At 43.9% G+C, this 20,390-nt stretch carries 17 protein-coding genes; 13 read left to right on the top strand and 4 right to left on the bottom strand.

The window, feature by feature from the left end:
- Positions 1 to 12: 12 nt before the first annotated feature.
- Positions 13 to 510, top strand: a complete 498-nt coding sequence (locus AC2VOY_RS07665; RefSeq protein ID WP_491830725.1) for a hypothetical protein — start codon at positions 13 to 15, stop codon at positions 508 to 510.
- A gap of 87 nt (positions 511 to 597) precedes the next feature.
- The gene (locus AC2VOY_RS07660; protein WP_491830724.1) at positions 598 to 1,647 is read left to right on the top strand and encodes an AbrB family transcriptional regulator; all 1,050 of its coding nucleotides are present in this window, start codon (positions 598 to 600) and stop codon (positions 1,645 to 1,647) included.
- Here AC2VOY_RS07660 and yjjG read toward each other — a convergent pair.
- Entirely contained in the window at positions 1,644 to 2,330 is a 687-nt protein-coding gene (gene yjjG / locus AC2VOY_RS07655; protein ID WP_491830723.1) for a pyrimidine 5'-nucleotidase, read from the bottom strand. The genes AC2VOY_RS07660 and yjjG overlap by 4 nt on opposite strands.
- An 80-nt stretch (positions 2,331 to 2,410) precedes the next feature.
- On the opposite strand from yjjG, the gene gntR reads away from it, so the two are divergent.
- Entirely contained in the window at positions 2,411 to 3,412 is a 1,002-nt protein-coding gene (gene gntR, locus AC2VOY_RS07650) for a gluconate operon transcriptional repressor GntR (protein ID WP_491830722.1), read from the top strand.
- A gap of 43 nt (positions 3,413 to 3,455) precedes the next feature.
- Here gntR and gntU read toward each other — a convergent pair whose 3' ends face one another.
- A complete protein-coding gene (gene gntU / locus AC2VOY_RS07645; RefSeq protein ID WP_491830721.1) occupies positions 3,456 to 4,799 on the bottom strand; it encodes a gluconate transporter in 1,344 nt (447 codons plus the stop codon).
- Between the two features lie 140 nt (positions 4,800 to 4,939).
- Here gntU and AC2VOY_RS07640 point away from each other — a divergent pair, with 140 nt between their 5' ends.
- The 8 genes from AC2VOY_RS07640 (at position 4,940) to recG (ending at position 15,211) form a co-directional block, all read left to right on the top strand.
- Complete coding sequence (locus tag AC2VOY_RS07640) at positions 4,940 to 5,479, top strand: gluconokinase (RefSeq protein ID WP_491830720.1); 540 nt, start codon at positions 4,940 to 4,942, stop codon at positions 5,477 to 5,479.
- Positions 5,480 to 5,535: 56 nt separating this feature from the next.
- A complete protein-coding gene (gene edd / locus AC2VOY_RS07635; protein ID WP_491833050.1) occupies positions 5,536 to 7,329 on the top strand; it encodes a phosphogluconate dehydratase in 1,794 nt (597 codons plus the stop codon).
- 181 nt (positions 7,330 to 7,510) lie between these two features.
- Positions 7,511 to 8,134 (top strand): guanylate kinase, encoded by a 624-nt coding sequence (gene gmk, locus AC2VOY_RS07630; RefSeq protein ID WP_491830719.1) that lies wholly within the window; start codon positions 7,511 to 7,513, stop codon positions 8,132 to 8,134.
- A gap of 205 nt (positions 8,135 to 8,339) precedes the next feature.
- Positions 8,340 to 8,609: a DNA-directed RNA polymerase subunit omega gene (gene rpoZ / locus AC2VOY_RS07625; RefSeq protein WP_491830718.1), complete on the top strand. Its 270-nt coding sequence runs from the start codon at positions 8,340 to 8,342 to the stop codon at positions 8,607 to 8,609.
- A gap of 28 nt (positions 8,610 to 8,637) precedes the next feature.
- Positions 8,638 to 10,749, top strand: coding sequence for a bifunctional GTP diphosphokinase/guanosine-3',5'-bis pyrophosphate 3'-pyrophosphohydrolase (gene spoT / locus AC2VOY_RS07620; RefSeq protein WP_491830717.1), 2,112 nt, complete (start codon positions 8,638 to 8,640; stop codon positions 10,747 to 10,749).
- Positions 10,750 to 10,866: 117 nt separating this feature from the next.
- Positions 10,867 to 11,553, top strand: coding sequence for a tRNA (guanosine(18)-2'-O)-methyltransferase TrmH (gene trmH / locus AC2VOY_RS07615; protein ID WP_491830715.1), 687 nt, complete (start codon positions 10,867 to 10,869; stop codon positions 11,551 to 11,553).
- Positions 11,554 to 11,622: 69 nt separating this feature from the next.
- Positions 11,623 to 13,047 carry an MATE family efflux transporter gene (locus AC2VOY_RS07610; protein ID WP_491830714.1) on the top strand — a complete coding sequence of 475 codons (1,425 nt, stop codon included), beginning with the start codon at positions 11,623 to 11,625 and terminating at the stop codon, positions 13,045 to 13,047.
- Between the two features lie 82 nt (positions 13,048 to 13,129).
- Positions 13,130 to 15,211, top strand: a complete 2,082-nt coding sequence (gene recG / locus AC2VOY_RS07605) for an ATP-dependent DNA helicase RecG (protein ID WP_491830713.1) — start codon at positions 13,130 to 13,132, stop codon at positions 15,209 to 15,211.
- Here the strand turns inward: recG and AC2VOY_RS07600 are convergent.
- On the bottom strand, positions 15,208 to 16,287 hold the full coding sequence (locus tag AC2VOY_RS07600) for an endonuclease/exonuclease/phosphatase family protein (protein ID WP_491830712.1): 1,080 nt from the start codon (positions 16,285 to 16,287) through the stop codon (positions 15,208 to 15,210). The genes recG and AC2VOY_RS07600 overlap by 4 nt on opposite strands.
- 94 nt (positions 16,288 to 16,381) lie before the next feature.
- Here AC2VOY_RS07600 and AC2VOY_RS07595 point away from each other — a divergent pair, with 94 nt between their 5' ends.
- Positions 16,382 to 17,794: a uracil-xanthine permease family protein gene (locus AC2VOY_RS07595; protein WP_491830711.1), complete on the top strand. Its 1,413-nt coding sequence runs from the start codon at positions 16,382 to 16,384 to the stop codon at positions 17,792 to 17,794.
- Between the two features lie 197 nt (positions 17,795 to 17,991).
- Here the strand turns inward: AC2VOY_RS07595 and AC2VOY_RS07590 are convergent, their stop codons facing one another.
- The gene (locus AC2VOY_RS07590) at positions 17,992 to 18,996 is read right to left on the bottom strand and encodes an NAD-dependent epimerase (RefSeq protein ID WP_491830709.1); all 1,005 of its coding nucleotides are present in this window, start codon (positions 18,994 to 18,996) and stop codon (positions 17,992 to 17,994) included.
- Between the two features lie 299 nt (positions 18,997 to 19,295).
- Between AC2VOY_RS07590 and AC2VOY_RS07585 the strand changes: the two genes are divergently transcribed.
- Positions 19,296 to 20,363: a glycosyltransferase family 4 protein gene (locus tag AC2VOY_RS07585; RefSeq protein WP_491830708.1), complete on the top strand. Its 1,068-nt coding sequence runs from the start codon at positions 19,296 to 19,298 to the stop codon at positions 20,361 to 20,363.
- The last annotated feature ends 27 nt before the right edge of the window (positions 20,364 to 20,390 follow it).

Genomic DNA, 20,390 nt, shown 5'->3' with positions numbered 1-20,390 from the left:
GGGATTTATTATATGATGCGTCAAATTATTTTACTTTTATGTACTATGCTTCTGCCCTTTCAGCTCCAAGCCAAGGGCGCAGAAATTCGCATGCATGATATTAGCCAAAATGCCTACTTTGATGACGGTAAAGATAACTACTGGCTTTATTATCAGCTTAAAGCGAAAGAAAGTATTCGCCACAAAACCAAAGATGCATTCAAATTAAGTCGGCATAAAGAAACCGCTAAACAGCTGCTTGAATATAAAGATGGTAGCCTCACCTTTGCCAATACGAGTATTCGCTTTCGCAGTGCCTATTATTTTCGCGGTGTTTTCTATATGCAAAGAGCATTTGGCGAAATTAACGGGCGAAAATTTAGCTCATCCGAAATCGGTTTTGATAAAAAGACTCAGAGCCTTACCTCTACACGTATTGTTTTCCCATCTGGTAATGTATTTAGAATTGAATCCAACTTTAAGCAAAAACTCCCGCATCAAAAGTTACCCCTAGAAAAAATATCTAACTAGAAGATAAATCAAAACAAATATCATGAAATATCTTATACTTGAAACTCTTTTAGCTTCTTCTCATATATAACAAAGCATCAACTCCCTATGACTTTAAAAGCAAAACAGCCCCAACTCTGGCTCAAACTCATCATCTCTTCTGTTTTGCTTGCCGCCCTGTTTGAATATTTACATATCCCAGCTGCGCTCTTACTTGCACCTATGTTTGTGAGTATTGTCTTAGCCGTGCGTGGCAATAAAATTGAACTACCGAGAATGAGTTTTTTAATCGCGCAAGGCATGATCGGCGCCATGGTTGCACAAGGCCTACCGATAAATGTTATCGGTGAAGTCGGTAAAGATTGGCCAATTTTCATGCTCGGCACTTTTAGTACTATTTTTATCTCGTCTTTCTTAGGTTGGGGGTTAAGTAAACTGCCGCTTCTGCCCGGCTCCACCGCAGTTTGGGGATTAGCGCCAGGCGCTGCTAGCGTGATGACTTTAATGAGTGAAGATTATGGCGCAGATATGCGTTTAGTTGCCTTTATGCAGTATTTACGCATGTTTTGCAGTGCGATTTCAGCTGCCATGGTGGCGCTTTGGCTTGGCGTTGCAAGTACAGGTGACAACCCTTGGCTGCATGCTTTTGAAGTGCAAAGTTGGATCAATGTTGGGGTTAGCTTGCTGATTGCGACCCTTATTCCTTGGCTGAATTTTAAATACTTTAAAGTCTCAGGTGGTGCCTTAATCTTGCCTATCGTTGTTTGTATGTTGGTGAAGATTTTCACCCCATTTGAGATCGAATTGCCTCTCCCTATTCTAGCCATTTCTTATGCATTCTTAGGCTGGGCGATAGGCTTTCGTTTTACACGGGATGTGGTGCGCCATGCTGCGAAGCTTTTCCCGTATGTTTTTGCGAGTATTTTACTGCTGTTAGGGGCGAATGCCTTGGTTGCCTTGGGGATAGCGCATTGGGCGCACGTGGATTATCTCAGCGCGTTTTTAGCCACCAACCCTGGCGGAATGGACGCAGTGGCAATTATCGCGAGCAGCACCCAATCCGATGTAGCCTTTGTGATGGCGATGCAGCTCGCACGTTTTATCTTTGTATTGATTTTATGCCCAGTTTTAGCCAAGGCATTGTCGAGAAGAAGTTAAGCCATCAAGGATGCTTGCAGCTCACCTAAACTTGGCACGACGAGATCAGGCATGATCCCTTGGGGAATATCTTTACCATGTTCATTTAACCAACAAGTCTTAAAGTTTGCATTTTGCCCGCCCAACACATCAGAATGCGGATTATCCCCAACCATTAAAATGCGACTATTTTCAGGTGTCGGTTGCATTTGTTTTTTGGCGTATTCAAAAATTCCAGCATCAGGTTTTGCGATCCCAACGTCTTCTGAAATCACTAATAAATCAAAGAACTTATCAAAGCCGGTGCGCTTTAAGCGAATATCTTGCAAGGCGGTAAAACCGTTAGTAATGATCCCAAGCTTGACTTTGCCATGCAGCGCTTCCATCAAAGATAAAGCGCCTTCAAGTGGCTCACAAATATCAGCCATCGCCATCATATAATCATGATTTAATTGCTCAGCGCTGATGCCAAGCTTTTGTGACCAAGCTTCAAAGCGAGTCACTTGCAGCGTTTTGGCATCAATTTCGCCATTTTGATAGGCCACCCAAAGCGGCTGATTCACCGTTTGGTATTCGGCAATATCATGCTCGGTTAACTCAACCCCATGACGTGAGAACATCATTTTTAAGCCGCGTTTACCATCAAAGCGAAACAAGGTTTCATCCGCGTCAAAAAGTACCCAATCTAAATCAGCAATCTTCATCAGTATTCCTTTATATTCTATGCTTGGTATAAGTCTTTTGCTTTGAATATGTTAGAATAATTACCCCAATATAGATAGTGATGCCGATGAAAAACAAACGTCCAACTTTACAAGATATAGCCGACTGTGTGGGTGTAACTAAAATGACGGTCAGCCGTTGCCTACGCGATCCTGCAAAAGTCTCTGCTCAAACAGCGGCTAAAATTGAGCAAGCAATCGAAGAGCTTGGCTATATTCCGAATAAAGCTCCGGACATGCTCTCTCACGCGAAAAGTCATGCGATTGGGATCTTAGTGCCATCACTCACCAACCAAGTATTTTCAGATGTGATTCGCGGGATCGAAAGCATTACGGAAGGCGCAGGTTATCAAAGCATGCTCGCGCACTATGGCTACAGCCAAGAAGTTGAAGAACAACGTATTGCTTCGCTTTTAGCTTATCATGTGGATGGTTTGATTTTATCCGAAAGCGCACACAGTCCGCGCACATTAAGGATGCTTGAAACCGCAGGGATCCCTGTCATTGAAATGATGGATTTAACCCAAAATCCAATTGGCCAATGTGTCGGTTTTGATAACCAAAAAGCAGCCTTTGATATGACGACAGCAATGATTAACAAAGGTTATCAGAAAATAGTCTATCTCGGCGCGCGCTTAGATGTGCGCACAAAGCTTAAGTTAAAAGGCTACTCCAAAGCACTACTGGCACATGGGTTAACCCCTCAAAGCGTGATGACAGACGCTGCCTCTTCTTTCTCACTTGGCGCTAAGCTGTTGCATCAAACTCTTGAGCAATACCCTGAAACCGATGGTGTATTTTGTACCAATGATGACTTAGCTGCCGGCGTAGTGTTTGAGTGCCAACGTCAAGGCATTGAAATACCGAGTCAAATGGCGGTTGCGGGATTTCACGGGCATGATGTCGGACAGGCAATGGTGCCAAAACTTGCAAGTGTGATCACGCCTAGATTTGAGATTGGGAAAAAGGCTGCAACGGAGCTTTTAGCAAGACTTGAACGTCAGCCGATCAAGCAAACACAACATGATCTTGGGTTTAAAGTCAGCTTAGGAGAGACGGTATAAAAAAGGCTTAAGTAAAATACCTAAGCCTTTAGACAATATATCGTTATAGGAAGAGAGAGATAATCAAAGCAACCACTGCACCTGATGTACCAATAATGGTTTCCATTACAGTCCAGGTTTTGAGTGTTTGCATTTCAGTTAAGCCTAAATAACGGTTAGCCAGCCAAAATCCAGAATCGTTCACATGTGAACACACGATCGAACCACCACCTATGGCAATCGTCACTGCCGCAAGTTGCGCGCCAGAAAGACCAAGCGGCTCAAGCATAGGAATAATCAAACCACAAGCGGTGAGCATAGCAACCGTTGCTGAACCTTGGATGATACGTACTGCTGCAGCCAAAATGAATGCAAGCACGACAACCGGCAAACCAGATCCTGCAAGATAGTTACCGAGTGCTTCACCCACACCTGAATCGATTAATACTTGTTTAAATACACCACCGGCACCTGTCACAAGAATAATCACCCCTGCTGGTTGCAATGCACTTGAGCAGATTTCCATAATACGCTCATTAGAAACACCACGCTTATAGCCCAATAAGTAAAAGGCAACCAAACAAGCGACTAAAATTGCCGTAAACGGATGGCCCACAAACTCAAGCCAATTGTGAATGTCTGAACCCGGTTCAACAAAACGTGCGGCAATTGTTTTTAATGCTATCATCATCAAAGGCAAGCCAATCAAACCAATCGCTAACTTAAAAGTAGGCTCTCTATCACCATCACGCTGATTTTCATCAAATTGAGCATGCTCAGGCAGTTCAACTTGAACACGTTTAGCAATAAAGCTTCCCCAAATTGGGCCACCTAAAATTAATGCTGGAATCGAAGCAAGCAAACCAAAAACAATCATGTAGCCAAAATCAGCGTTGAGCTGAGAAGCAACTAAGATAGGGCCTGGCGCCGGAATAAGGAAAGCTTGGCAAGTTGCAATACCTGCAAGCAATGCAATCCCAATTTTAACAACACTACCACCACCTTTTCTTACCACAGCAAAAGCGATACCAATTAACAGCACCACTGCCACATCAAAGAACAAAGGAAGCGCACAAATAAAGCCCGTAAAGGTTAACGCCCAGTTGGCATTTTTTTCACCAAAGCGATTTAAAAGTGTGTGAGCGATTTGATCAAGCGCACCAGTTTCTTCCATGACCTTGCCAAACATTGCGCCAAGTGCCACAACCACAGCAACAAAGCCTAGGGTGCCACCCATCCCTTTTTGGATAGTTTGAGCAATTAATTCTGGGCTCATTCCTGAAAATAAGCCGGCGATCATAGAAACTAAAATTAACGCGACCACAGCATGCAATCTTACTTTCATTACAAGAAATAAAAGCAAAATGATCGAGCCGACGGCGGTTAAGATCAAAGAGAGGTCAGACATAAGAGTTTTACTCCGTTTTATATTTTTTTGGGTTGAACTTCACATTATTGTTGGTTACGGGTAACATGTTACGCGTAACTTGATAATATAGACACATAATTCAAACGTGAAATGATAAAAATTAGATAGAGGTCAAAAAAATGAATAATCAAGCGACAGGCAAAGTATTCCTCATCATGGGTGTCTCAAGTACGGGGAAGTCCAGTGTTGGCGCGGCATTAGCCCAAAAAATTGGTGCTAAATTTATTGATGGTGATGACTTGCATCCTAAAGCCAATATTTTAAAAATGTCATCCGGTCAGCCACTTAATGATGATGATCGCATGCCTTGGCTTGAACGTATCAGTGATGCGGCTTTTAGTATTGAGCAAAAAAACGAAGTCGGAGTGATCGTATGCTCTGCGCTGAAAAAGAAATATCGCGACCGTATCTGCGAAGGCAATCAAAATGTCACCTTCCTTCATCTTTATGGTGATTTTGAACTCGTCAAAGAGCGCATGCAAGATCGTAAAGGCCACTTTATGCCAGTAGAGCTTCTCAAAAGCCAGTTTGAGACCCTAGAAATGCCGACTGCTTCGGAGCCACATGTGATAGATATAGATATCAATGGGGACTTTGAAACCGTGGTTGCGCGCTGCATTGCTGCGAGCCAAGAAGGTGAACAACGTCAATCAGCATAAGCACTTTCACTCTGTTACTGCTCTATTTTTATTTTAATGCTATTTTTTAAGGCAAGATCATGAACCAAACCATTTTAACTGTTACGCAAAATATCGCGCAAAGAAGTTCGGCTACGCGCCAAGCTTATTTAAGCAAAATTGAAAATCAAGCAGCCAAAGGCAAAGATAGAGCACGCTTAAGTTGTGGCAACCTTGCGCATACAGTTGCAGCCTGCGCTGAAACTCAAAAAAATACCATATTAGATTTTACCACTGTCAATGTTGGCATGGTCAGTGCATTTAGCGACATGTTAAGCGCACATCAGCCATATCACTATTACCCTGACATCATCAAAAAAGCACTTGCAAGCGCAGGTCACAGTGCACAAGTTGCCGGTGGCGTGCCTGCGATGTGTGATGGCGTGACACAAGGCCAAGATGGCATGGATTTATCTATGTTCTCGCGCGATCTAATCGCTCAAGCGACAGCCGTGAACTTAAGCCATAACACCTTTGATGCGACCTTGTTACTTGGCGTTTGCGATAAAATTGCTCCAGGGCAAATCATGGGCGCGTTAAGCTTTGGTCACCTACCTGCTGCATTTGTCCCTTCAGGCCCGATGCCAACAGGGATCTCCAATGATGAAAAAGTGGCGATTCGCCAACAATATGCAGCAGGTGAGATTGGTATTGAAGCACTGCAAGCGATGGAAAACCGTGCTTATCACAGCGCTGGCACTTGTACTTTTTACGGTACTGCGAATACCAACCAATTGGTTTTTGAAGCCATGGGGTTAATGCTTCCGGGCAGTGCATTCGTATCACCAACTAGCCCACTGCGCCATGCACTGACACAAGAAATCAGCCTAAACATGGTAAAAATTGCGCAATCTGGTGGCGATTATCGCCCAATTGGTAAGGTTCTCGACGAAAAAGCGCTCGTTAATGGTCTCGTCGCTTTGCTTGCATCTGGTGGCAGCACCAACCATACGATCCATATGATTGCAATTGCACGCATGGCGGGTTTAATCCTGACTTGGGATGACTTTGACGCCCTTTCTCATGTTGTACCACAGCTCACAAAAGTGTATCCAAATGGCAAAGCAGATATCAATGCTTTCCAAGATGCAGGCGCAGTGCCAACCTTAATGAAGCGCTTACATGAACTAGAACTGATTCATATGGATGCGATGCCTGTCTTTGGCAGCATGCAAGATTATTTAAAAACACCTTATTATGAAGACGGGAAGCTTGTTTGGCGTGACGCTGAGGATTCAAAAGACCCACAAGTGATTGCAGCCAAAGGAGAAGTCTTTAGCTCGCAAGGCGGCTTACAACTGCTAGATGGCAACCTAGGTCGCGGGATGATCAAAATCAGCGCAGTGGCAGAAAAAGATCGTTACGTGCAAGCTCCCGCTCGCGTCTTTAACTCACAACATGATGTAGAAAAAGCCTATAAAAATGGTGAGCTAACCCAAGATGTAATCATAGTGGTGCGCCATAATGGACCGGCGGCAAATGGTATGCCTGAACTGCATAAACTTATGCCTATTCTTGGTAACCTAATGAAGTCTGGTCTAAAAACTGCGCTTGTTACCGATGGCCGATTATCCGGAGCATCAGGCAAGGTGCCGGCAGCAATTCATATGACGCCAGAAGCAACCAAAGGTGGCCCACTGGCTTATGTGCAAACCGGCGATATCATCACTTTAGATGCTCAAAGTGGGCAAATTAATGTCGATGCGGATTTAAGCACACGTGAACCGCATTACGCAGATCTAAAACAAGAGCATCAAGGCAGTGGTCGCGAGTTATTTGGAATGTTCCGTCAAATCATTTCAAGCGCAGAGACTGGTGCGAGTATTTTATAACGCCTTCCCTGATCCTTAATTAGGTCAATCAACCACCTAGAGACTCAGGTGGTCACAAGCCACTCAGGTTTACATATATTCCTGAGTGGTTTGTGCATCTGTATATTTTCTTATCACTTTTGCTATGATAGAATCCGCAACCATTTTTCTTCGTATTTAATTAAATCTAGAGTGAGATCTCATGGCTAAAGGTACTTTATATATAGTTTCAGCTCCAAGTGGCGCTGGTAAATCAAGTTTGATTTCTGCACTTTTAGAAACCAACCCAACCTATGCTATGAAGGTTTCGATTTCACATACGACGCGTGCGCCTCGTCCAGGTGAGGAAGATGGTGTTCATTACCATTTTGTTGAAAAACAAGAATTTGAAGAGCTATTAGGCCAAGGTGTATTCCTTGAGCATGCTGAAGTTTTTGGTAACTACTATGGCACATCACGCGTTTGGATCGAAGAGAACCTAAACAAAGGCATCGATGTCTTTTTAGATATTGATTGGCAAGGCGCACGTCAAATTCGTGAGCAAATGCCGCAAGCAAAAAGCGTCTTTATTCTGCCGCCTTCACAAGAAGAGCTTGAGCGTCGTTTAAATGCGCGCGGTCAAGACAGCGAAGAAGTGATCGCAAAACGCATGAGCGAAGCAAAATCAGAAATCTCACACTATGCAGAATATGATTTTGTAATCGTAAACGATGATTTTGACGTCGCTTTAATGGATTTTCGCGCTATTTTACGTGCACAACGCTTAACTCAAGATAAGCAAGCGATGAAATATCACAGCATGCTTTCTGGCTTGTTAGCTGAATAAAACCTAAGATTATACTTAGCCACTCAATATATTAAGCTTGAGCGCAAGGGTGTCTACAACACATCCTCGCTGCAATTTCAGCCATATTTGAGTCAATTTTTGTATAAATTCACCCATATTCAGGGAATGCACTTGGCGCAACCTCACTTAAGTTGTATAATTTCCCGTCATTCTAAAAAATTTTTGTAACTAATTGGAGTTCCTCATGGCACGCGTAACCGTTCAAGACGCTGTTGAAAAAATTGGCAACCGCTTTGACCTTGTCCTTATTGCAGCACGACGCGCTCGTCAAATGCAAACAGGTGGTAAAGATTCTTTAGTTCCTGAAGAAAACGATAAGCAAACTGTTATTGCTTTACGTGAGATCGAAGAAGGTCTAATCACGAAAGATGTGCTTGATGCACGTGAACGTCAAGAGCAACAAGAGCAAGACGCAGCTGAACTTGCAGCAGTAAGCAGCATCGTTCACCGTTAATCTCTACATATAATTGGGCGAATAAAAGTTGGATTTATTTAAAAGTTTAGAAGATGTAGCCCAAGAGTATCTGTCGGCGCCTCAAATGCAGGCGCTGCGTGAGGCCTTTGTGGTCGCGCGTGATGCTCATGAAGGTCAAACCCGCTCCTCTGGTGAACCTTATATTATTCACCCTGTAGCGGTTGCAAGGATTTTGGCAGAAATGCGCCTTGATCTTGAGACCCTAATGGCTGCACTCTTACATGATGTCATTGAAGACACTCCCGCCACCAAAGAAGAACTCGCAGAGAAGTTTGGCGATACAGTTGCTGAACTTGTCGATGGTGTTTCCAAGTTAGATAAACTCAAGTTTCGCGATCGTAAAGAAGCCCAAGCTGAAAACTTCCGTAAGATGATCCTTGCTATGGTGCAAGACATCCGCGTGATTTTAATCAAGCTAGCTGACCGCACCCACAATATGCGCACTTTAGGCGCACTTCGTCCTGATAAACGTCGCCGTATTGCCCGTGAAACCCTTGAAATCTTCTCACCTTTGGCGCATCGCTTAGGTATTCATAATATCAAGACTGAGCTTGAAGAGCTTGGCTTTGAAGCCCTCTATCCAAATCGTTATCGCGTTTTAAAAGAAGTAGTGAAAACTGCACGCGGTAATCGTAAAGAGATGATCCAACGCATTCACTCTGAAATCGAAGGTCGCTTGCATGAAGCCGGCCTGAAAGTTCGTGTGATTGGACGTGAAAAAAACCTTTATTCTATCTACAACAAAATGCGCACGAAAGAGCAGCGTTTCCATACCATTATGGATATCTATGCATTTCGCGTGATTGTAGATGATCCAGATACTTGCTACCGAGTCCTTGGTCAAGTGCACAGCCTTTATAAACCACGTCCTGGGCGAATGAAAGACTATATCGCCGTACCAAAAGCCAACGGCTATCAATCGCTGCATACCTCAATGATCGGCCCACACGGCGTTCCTGTTGAAGTACAAATCCGTACTGAAGACATGAACCAAATGGCTGACAAAGGTGTTGCAGCGCATTGGTCATACAAAGCTGCGGGCGATAACTCGGGTACGACGGCGCAAATTAAAGCGCAACGTTGGATGCAGAGCCTGCTTGAGCTGCAACAAAGTGCCGGTAACTCATTTGAATTTATCGAGAACGTGAAATCAGATCTCTTCCCTGATGAGATTTTTGTCTTCACGCCGAAAGGCCGTATTGTTGAATTGCCAGCTGGCGCAACCGCGGTTGACTTTGCTTACGCTGTACATACTGATGTAGGTAACACTTGTGTTGGGGCGCGTGTTGATCGTACCCCTTACCCACTGAGTAAAGCACTGAAGAATGGTCAAACTATCGAGATCATTAGTGCACCGGGCGCAAGACCAAATGCCGCATGGCTCAACTATGTGGTGACCTCACGTGCACGCACTAAGATACGTCAAGTGCTTAAAACCATGCGCCGTGAAGAGTCAATTGCCCTTGGTCGTCGCTTACTTAACCATGCGCTTGGTGACTCATCACTTAAAGATATAGATAAGGCAGACATCACCCATATTTTAGGTGAGCTTAAACTTGAATCTTTAGATGATTTGCTTGCAGCGATTGGCTTAGGCGAGCTGATGAGTATTGTGATTGCTCGTCGCCTACTCGGTGATGTGCCACAAGAGCAAAACTCAAATCAAGATAACGCACGTAAACTGCCAATTCGTGGCGCTGAAGGCATTCTGCTAACTTATGCGAAATGCTGTCACCCAGTACCGGGGGATCATATCATTGCCCATGTATCACCGGGTCGTGGTTTAGTTGTGCACCGTGAGACTTGCCCGAATATACGTGGTTATCAAAAAGAGCCTGAGCGTTATATGTCGGTGCAATGGTCAGATGATTTTGATCAAGAGTTCATTAGTGAGCTGAAAATTGATATGCAAAATCAGCAAGGTGCGTTAGCAGACCTGACCAATGTGGTCGCAGGCACTGGTTCTAATATTCATGGTATCTCGACCGAAGAAAAAGATGGTAGGCTTTATACCGTATCGCTACTTTTGACCACTAAAGATAGGGTCCATTTGGCGAGCATTATGAAGCGGATCCGTGTGATGCCGGCAGTGTTGAAGGTTCGTCGAGCTCGTAACTAATTCTCTTTAATAAGGCGACGCTTTCGGGTGTCGTCTTTTTTTGGCTATGAATTTATTAATCACATCATTTTACAGCGGATCCTCCGTATTTTATTGTCATAAATATCAATTAATAATATGAACTTAGAAAGATATCAAAGAATTACCTCGGTACTTAAAGCGCGTCAGCCAGATCTCACCTTGTGCCTTGAAGAAGTCCATAAACCGAATAACGTTTCAGCCATCATTCGCAGCGCCGATGCGACAGGTTTACATAAAATCCATGCCGTCTGGCCAAGCCAAGAAATGAAAACCCTCAGCCACACCTCAGCCGGTGCGCGCAATTGGGTTGAAGTGGAAACCCACGACAAGATAGAAACCGCCGTTGAGACGCTTAAAAGCCAAGGCATGCAAATCCTTGCCACTAACCTTTCAGAAACCGCCGTTGATTTTCGTGAAATTGATTACACCAAACCGACAGCGATTATTTTAGGTAGTGAAAAACAAGGCATTAGCAAAAAAGCTTTATCTTTAGCCGATCAAGATATTATTATTCCTATGGTTGGTATGGTGCAATCACTCAATGTTTCGGTTGCAAGCGCATTGATTTTATTTGAAGCCCAACGCCAACGTGAGCAAGCAGGTTTTTATAATCGAGAAACATCTGCCCTGCCTGCCGAAGTTATCCATCGCACCTTATTTGAACGTGGTCACCCAGTGCTTGCGCGAGTAGCAAAGAAAAAGGGACTGCCTTATCCGCCATTAGATGACACAGGCCAAATTGTCGCCGATCAAGACTGGTGGGCTTTAATGCAGCAAAGATAAAAGCACCAAGCTTGAATCACACCAGCATAAACCGGCACTAAGGATTGCATCAACTCAAAAGGATTGATTATGCCAACAACCCAGCGACTCCTCGAAGCTCCCATTCACAAAGCGCTCCTGTCTTTGGCTATCCCAATTGTTTTTGGCCAATTATTGCAATCAGCCTATCAACTTACCGATGCTTTTTGGGTGGGACGCCTCGGTGCAAATGAAGTCGCAGCCGTCTCCATCAGCATGCCCGTGACCTTTTTAGTCATCGCCTTAGGCGCAGGTCTTGCGATGGCAGGCGCCACCTTAACCGCGCAATACATGGGCGCTCGCCAAACCGAAAAAGTAAACCATGTGGCCGGTCAAACCATGTTGATGGTATGCATTGTCTCCGTACTCTTAAGTATTCTTGGGATCATTTTAACGCCTTCTTTTTTAACCTTACTTGGGGTTGAAAAAGCGGTTTATGACAATGCCTTAAGTTTTATGCATGTTTCCTTTGTGAGTATGATTTTTGTTTTTACTTACAATATGTTCCAAGCCTTAATGCGGGGTATTGGGCAAGTTAAAATTCCGCTATATATTGTGATGGGAACCGTCTTATTAAACTTTGTTCTCGACCCTTTATTTATCTTTGGCTACGGCTTTATTCCCGGCAGTGGCGTCACGGGCGCGGCGATGGCAACCTTAACCACCCAAGCTATCGCAGCTGGTTGCGGTTTTTATATCTTAGGCAAAGGCAAATATGGGATCCATTTAGAGCTCAAACACTTAAAACCTGATTGGAGCTATATCAAGCGTGCATTTTTCCTCGGCGCACCAGCCTCGGTAGAGCTTTCTGCGCGAGCGCTTGGACTTATCACCATGTCTTTCTTGGTCGCAAGCTTTGGCACTGTCACCATTGCTTCTTACGGCGTAGGCTCAAATATCTTACAGCTTGTGACTATTCCTGCGATGGGACTAGCGATGGCGATCTCAACACTGGTTGGGCAAAACCTTGGCGCAGGTGAAATCGAACGTGCGTCAAAAGTGACTGTCATTGGCTCAGTTTGGAGCTTTGTGATGCTCAGTCTTATCGGCCTTGCCGCTTTCTTGTTTGCACCAAATTTCGTCGCTTTCTTTATTCCTGACGATCCTAGCGTTATCACCCAAGGCGCCGAATTTTTAAAAATGATGAGCCTTTCATGGGGCTTTATTGGCGTCCAACTGGCGATCATGTCAGCCTTTCGCGCATCAGGTAACATGATGAATAGCATGGTATTATCTTTATTATCTCAGTGGGTGTTGCAGTTCCCACTGGCGTATATTTTATCTAAGCATACTGAGCTTTCTCAACAAGGGATCTGGATTTCATTTACCGTGACAAACGTGGTGATTGCGCTAATTTCAATTGCTTGGTTTGCCCGTGGCAGTTGGAAGAAAACACGCCTTATCGAGCAAGATGATAAAGAAATTATCGCCACTGCCGAAGAAGCGCTGATTGAAGTCGGCGAAAGACGTGCTTAAAAAACTATGCTAAAATCACTGTATAAATAACCATTAATAAAATTCCGACATCAAAATAGTTGGATATCAAGAGGTCGTTGCTATGACAAACCAACTCCTAAGTGCTATCCCTCTGACCTCGCTTTCTGGCGTGGGTGCTAAGGTTGCCGAGAAACTTGCCAAAGTTGGTTTGCTCAATCTTCAAGATCTTTTATTCCACTTGCCATTGCGCTATGAAGACAGAACCCGCATTTACCCAATAAATAAGCTACATCCTGGGCTTTTCGCCGCTGTTCATGGCAAAGTGATGCAAAGTGACGTGCATTTTGGCAAACGTAAAATGCTGATGGTCAAAATTAGTGATGGCAATGGCAGCGTCACCCTGCGCTTTTTTAACTTTAATGCCGGGATGAAAAATAGCTTTGAGCAAGGGCGTAGTGTTTATGCTTATGGCGAAATCAAACGTGGTCAAACCGGCTTTGAGATCATGCATCCTGAATATCATTTTATTGATGATGCCAAAGCGCCTGATCTGCCTGCAAGCCTCACCCCAGTCTATCCAACAACTGAGGGCTTACGTCAAAATACACTGCGCAGCCTCACCGACCAAGCACTTGAATTATTAGATAAAGCTGCCGTGACCGAGCTGCTGCCACAAGGCATGACAAAAAATCAGATCACCCTTGCCGATGCGCTGCATACTATTCACCGCCCAACCCCAGATATTAATCTTGAAGCTTTTTCGCAAGGCAAGCATCCTGCGCAGCAACGCCTTATTCTCGAAGAATTGTTAGCACAAAACTTATCTATGCTCGCGGTGCGCAGCAAAACCCAACAAGATGCAGCGCCAAGCTTTGCACCCTCAATGGATTTAAAAACTAAGCTGCTTGCGAGTTTGCCGTTTGATCCAACTGGCGCCCAAACTCGAGTGATCCAAGAAGTCGAGCAAGATCTTGCCAAGCCTTACCCTATGCTTAGGTTAGTCCAAGGGGATGTTGGCTCAGGTAAAACCTTAGTTGCTGCATTAAGCGCCTGTGCTGCATTAGAGCAAGGCTATCAAGTGGCACTGATGGCGCCAACTGAGCTGCTTGCAGAGCAACACGCGATAAACTTTGCCAACTGGTTTGAGCCTTTAGGGATCCAAGTTGGTTGGCTGGCTGGCAAACTTGGCGCCAAAGCTAAACAAGCAGCTTTGCTTGATATTCAAGTCGGCAAGGCGCAAATGGTTGTCGGCACTCACGCCCTGTTCCAAGAGTCAGTCGAGTTTAAAAATTTAGCACTTGTGATTGTCGATGAGCAGCATAGATTTGGCGTCCATCAACGTTTAAGCCTAAGGGAAAAAGGCGCAAAATCTGGCATTTACCCGCACCAGCTGATCATGACGGCAACGCCAATTCCGCGAACCTTAGCCATGACGGCTTATGCCGATCTCGAGACTTCAATTATCGATGAGTTGCCACCGGGTCGAACGCCGATTCAAACGGTTGCGATAGCCGATACCCGACGCCAAGATATTATCGAGCGCATTCGCGCGGCTTGCGTCAATGATGGCAAGCAAGCGTATTGGGTCTGCACCTTGATTGATGAATCAGAAGTCATGGAAGCTCAAGCTGCTACCGATACGTGGGAAGAGCTTAAAACTGCGCTGCCAGAAATCGGTGTTGGGCTTGTTCACGGACGTATGAAAGCCGCTGAAAAGCAAGCCGTGATGCAAGACTTTAAAGACAATAAACTTCAACTCTTGGTTGCGACGACTGTGATTGAAGTTGGGGTTGATGTGCCTAATGCAAGTCTTATGATCATCGAAAACCCAGAGCGCTTAGGCTTAGCTCAATTACACCAGCTGCGCGGTCGTGTTGGCCGTGGTCAAGTCGCAAGCCATTGCGTGCTGTTATACCATGCGCCTTTGTCTAAAACTGCGCAAAAGCGTTTGGGCGTATTAAGGGAAAGCAACGATGGCTTTGTGATCGCGCAAAAAGATCTCGAAATCAGAGGCCCAGGTGAAGTCTTAGGCACCAAGCAAACTGGCCTAGCTGATTTTAAAATTGCAGACTTATTAAGAGATCAATACCTGATCCCTGAAGTTCAACGCTTATCGCGCTACATTCATGATAATTATCCGCAAAATGCCCAAGCAATTATTGAACGTTGGCTCGGCAACCGTGAAGATTATGCCAATGCTTAGCTCTCATTAAATTTTGGCACATCGCCCACATTTGCGCCTTTGCTTTGTATGATCTGCTCTGCCCATTCAAATTCTTCTTCATCTTCAAGCTCAATCCCTTCTTGTTCAAGATCCGGCTGACGATGAAACTCAAGCTCAGAAAAAAGCGCAAAATGATCTGAGCCGATATCAGGTAAGCACTCAATATCGGTTAAAGTAAAATGCTTAGAATGAAACACATGATCAAGTGGCCAGCGCAGCAAAGGCCATTGTGCATGAAAGGTATTAAACATCCCACGGCCAACCCTTGGATCAAGTAAACCACTAATTTTTCTAAATAACCTTGTTGTTTGTGACCAAGCGACGTCATTTAGATCCCCCGTCACAATGACTGGGTACTTGGTCTTGGCCACGCTTTTCGCCACCATCACCAATTCTGCATCACGCTCGGTAGATTCAGGGTTTTCGGTTGGACTTGGCGGTTTAGGGTGCATGAAATGCGCACGTACTTTATCCCCACTCGGCAAACGTATCAGCGTATGCATCGATGGCACATCTTGCTCAATAAAATAACAAATCTGGCTTTTTTCAAGTGGGTAACGGGAATAAACATGCATACCGTATAAATTATCTAATGGGCACTTGATACTAAACGGCAACTGCTCACTGAGCACATCTAAATGCGACTCCCACCAAAGATCAGACTCCAGTACGACTAAAATATCGGCTTGCTTAGATTGGGTTAATTCAATCAATTTATCAGTTTGGCGATTCGTTTTTAAGACATTGGCAGTAATAATTTTAAGCCTAGCTTGACCTTCTTTGTGAGTGGTTTTCACTTCTTTTTTCCACAAAGGCGTATAAGGCACAATCCAAGATGCTTGCCAAATAAAACAACCGAAATTAATCACTAAGCATAGTCCACTCAAGTTTGAATCATTGAACAAGCAAGTCAGAATAATTCCTGCAAAGGCTAAACAAGCAAACTGAAACCTTGGAAAATCAAAGCCACGCACCGACCAATGTGGGTGCTTGGACAGTGGCAATACTGTCACTAAAAAAACCAATAAAGTTAAAATAATAATAAAAGTACCCATTAAGAACCTACTGCGCAAACGTTTGCTTTTATGTTTTGTGTCACTATAATAACGCACATTTCAATAAAGTCTCACTTTAGGATGCAAAGGACTCATGCAGCAAACAAAAACTGATACACAAATAAGCCAAGCTGAGGCATCAAGCACAGCAACGAACACCCCAAACCGCGAGCTTATCTACCAATTAAACGACAGGCCACCCTTGCCACAAACCTTGTTTGCTGCATTGCAGCACTTACTCGCAATGTTTGTCGCAGTGATCACCCCATCTCTTATTATCTGCCAATCTTTAGGTCTATCCGCTGAGCAAACCAATAATATTATCAGCATGTCTTTGTTTGCTTCGGGTATTTGCTCTTTTATTCAGATCCGCACAATTGGTCCAATTGGTTCAGAGTTACTCTCCATTCAAGGCACTAGCTTTAACTTTTTATCACCGATTATTGCCACAGGCTTAACTTTAAAAGGCCAAGGCATGTCGATTGAAAGCATGATGGCAACCATTTTTGGCACCATCTTATTGGCATCCAGTGCAGAGATTTTACTCTCGCGCGTTCTAGAGCATGCGCAAAAAATCATTACTCCCCTTGTCTCGGGAATCGTCGTGACCTTAATTGGCCTGACTTTGATTCAAGTCGGTTTAGTCTCTATGGGTGGTGGCTATGCAGCGATGGAAGCAGGCGAATTTGGCCGCTTGGATTACCTTGCCTTAGCAGGGGTTGTCCTTTTGTGTATCGTTGGCTTAAACCGTTCTAAAAACCCTTATTTAAGAGTCTCTTCCATCGTAATTGCAATGCTTATCGGTTGTGGCCTTGCTTGGGTGATGGGGCTGATTACTGTGCCAGAAGCCACAGACCAAAGCTTAGTTAGCTTGCCAACTGTGATGAGCTATGGATTAAGTTTTGATATGGGCTTATTCATTCCGCTTGTCTTAATCTTCCTAGTTACGGCGCTTGAGGCTATTGGTGATATTACTGCAACGTCTGAAGTATCAGGCGAACCCGTGAAAGGTGAAGTTTATTTGAAGCGAATTAAAGGCGGCGTACTCGCAGATGGCCTTAATTCCGCAGTGGCAGCCGTTTTTAACAGCTTTCCAAACTCAACCTTTAGTCAAAACAACGGCATCATCATGCTCACTGGCGTAGCGAGCCGCTATGTAGGTTATTTTATTGCGGGCATGTTGATTCTATTAGGTTTATTCCCATCGGTGGCAAGTCTAATTCAAATCATTCCAGAACCTGTTTTAGGCGGTGCAACGATTGTGATGTTTGGTACGATTGCAGCAGCAGGAATCCGCATTATCTCGCAAACTGAGCTTGATCGCCGCGCGATTTTGATTATGGCATTGTCATTTTCAATGGGTCTTGGAATTGCGCAAAAGCCTGAAATCTTGCAGTTTATGCCTGAAATAATTAAGAGTATTTTGTCATCTGGCATTGCAGCTGGTGGTTTAACTGCGATTATTTTAAGTGCGATATTGCCTGAAGCTGAGCGTCAAGCGAAATAAAATTAAACAGAAGTGACATAGATATGAAAAACCCTACAAATCATTAATTTAATGGTATGTAGGGTATTACAGAGCTAGCTTGTATTCATTGTCAGCGTAGCAAAGCTCCGAGGCACATGGATGTGCCGAGTAAAGTGCTCAGGGATGACTTGAACGGCTTTGCGTAGTCGACAAGAGTACAAGTTAGCTAGTCATAATTAAACTTTATAAAACTCACGATACCAGTCAACAAACGCCTGCACGCCCTCTTTCACGCCAACTTTTGGCTGATAACCTGTCGCTTCAAACAAGTCTTTCGTATCTGCATAAGTCGCATAGACATCACCTGGCTGCATTGGCATAAAGTTTTTATCTGCTTCAATCCCAAGTGAAGTTTCAAGAGACTCAACAAAATCCATTAGCTTCACAGGGCTGCCGTGACCAATGTTATACACACGGTATGGCGCAGAACTTGTCGCTGGCGAGCCATCTTCAACCGTCCAGCTTGGATCTTTTTGTGGGATCACATCTTGAATACGGATCACCCCTTCCACGATATCATCGATATAAGTGAAATCACGGCGCATGTCGCCATGGTTATAAATATCGATTGTCTTACCTTCTAAAATCGCCTTAGTAAACTTAAATAAAGCCATATCAGGGCGACCCCAAGGGCCATAAACCGTAAAGAAGCGCAGACCCGTCGTTGGTACGTCATACAAATGCGAATATGTATGCGCCATCAATTCATTTGATTTCTTGGTTGCCGCATATAAAGAAACAGGGTGATCAATGCTATCTTTGGTATCAAATGGCATTTTTTGATTTAGGCCATAAACTGAGCTTGATGATGCATATACCAAGTGTTCGATTTTATGATGGCGACAACCTTCAAGAATAGTTAAATGGCCAACTAAGTTACTATCAGCATACGCCATTGGGTTATCAATTGAATAACGCACACCTGCTTGCGCAGCAAGGTGGATCACACGCTGAAAGCCTTCGGTTGCAAACAGGTTCGCAATCCCTTCACGGTCGGCTAAATCAAGTTGAACAAATTTGAAATCATCGTGCTTGATGCGCTCAAGGCGTGCCATTTTTAAGCTCACATCATAATAGTCATTTAGATTATCGATCCCGACAACCTGATGACCTTGTTCACAAAGGCGCTCGACTACACAGCTTCCTATGAAGCCAGCAGCACCAGTCACTAAATATTTCATGGTTCATTCTCTCTTTGATTTTTAGTTGGCATTATTTTAGCACCAATCAAAAAAAATAAGCTATGTAAAATAAGTTTGAAATAAGCTTACTTATAAATAAAGCTACTGCAAAATGTTTAACCTCGCTTTATAATCACTTAAATAGCATCAAAGGTGCTGCTAAAATACGTTTTCGCTAACCTGAATAACTTGTATAACCTTTTCAAAGTATATAAATTTGTTATAAATGATATACTTATTGTATGGTATAAACTTAACCTGTGACCTTCTTTTCTTTTTGCTTGGATATGTTTTAATTTATGAAAATCTGTCATGTAAATTTAGCCTCTGGCTTTAGCGGTGGTGAACAACAAACTCTGCAGCTAATCAAACGCCAAGTAAGAGAAGGCATTAGCACTGTCTTAGTGGTAAGTCAGCACGGACTATTGGCTAAAGAAGCCAAACGCATTGGCAGCCAAATCATTTTGACAAAACACTTCTCACGTAAGCACAGCAAAAAACTCACCCAAGGCTGTGATGTCATCCACGCCCATGAAGGCAAAGCTATTTATTGGGCTATGTTGCAGCACATGCACACAGGTATCCCTTATATTATTACTCGTCGCATTGATAACCCAATAAAGTTAAAGTTAACAAATAAGCTGGCCTATTCAAAAGCAGCAGCAGTTGTTGGGTTAAGTACTGAAATTGTGAGTAAAATATGTGAGCACTTTGATCCTGCGAAAGTTCACAGGATCCCAAGTTCGCCAGTTGATTACCCAGTCCAGCAAAATAAAGTTGATCAAATTTGGAATGCTTATCGCGGTAAATTCTTAGCGATCCAAGCTGGGCGCATGCTGGAGCATAAAGGTTTTCAAACGACGATTGCGGCGGCGAAAACTTTAAGCGTAACTGATCCACAAATTCATTTTGCATTTCTAGGGGATGGCCCGATGCGCAATGAACTTGAGGAGATGGCGAAAGGTTTAACCAATGTCAGCTTTGTCGGACGTGAGCAAGATATGGGCTCTTGGTTTGCAGCAGCCAATTGCTTGGTTCATCCTTCTATTTCTGAAGGCCTTGGCTCTGTGATTTTAGAAGCGATGCAAGGTGGGCTACCTGTGATTGCATCAAATGCCGGCGGGATCCCAGACATTGTTGAAAATAATGTTACTGGGCTGTCTTTCGAGCCTGAAAACCATGCTCAATTAGCCCAGCTTTTGCGCAAGCTCGAACAAGATCCAAGCTTATGCCAAGATTTAATCCAAGGCGCGAAACAAAAATTAAAAGAGTTTGATATCAGCTACACTTCTAAACTCTATACCGAATTGTATCAAAAAGTCATTTTGGCGCAGCAAAAGCCATCCAATATCGCGCCTTCTGCATAGGCCCTAAGAGTATAAAATACATGAGTA

It is taken from the genome of Vibrio sp. KMM 9700, from assembly GCF_058545285.1.
The sequence above is the reverse complement of the archived record's forward strand: the minus strand, read 5'-3'. Positions and strand labels throughout refer to the sequence as shown.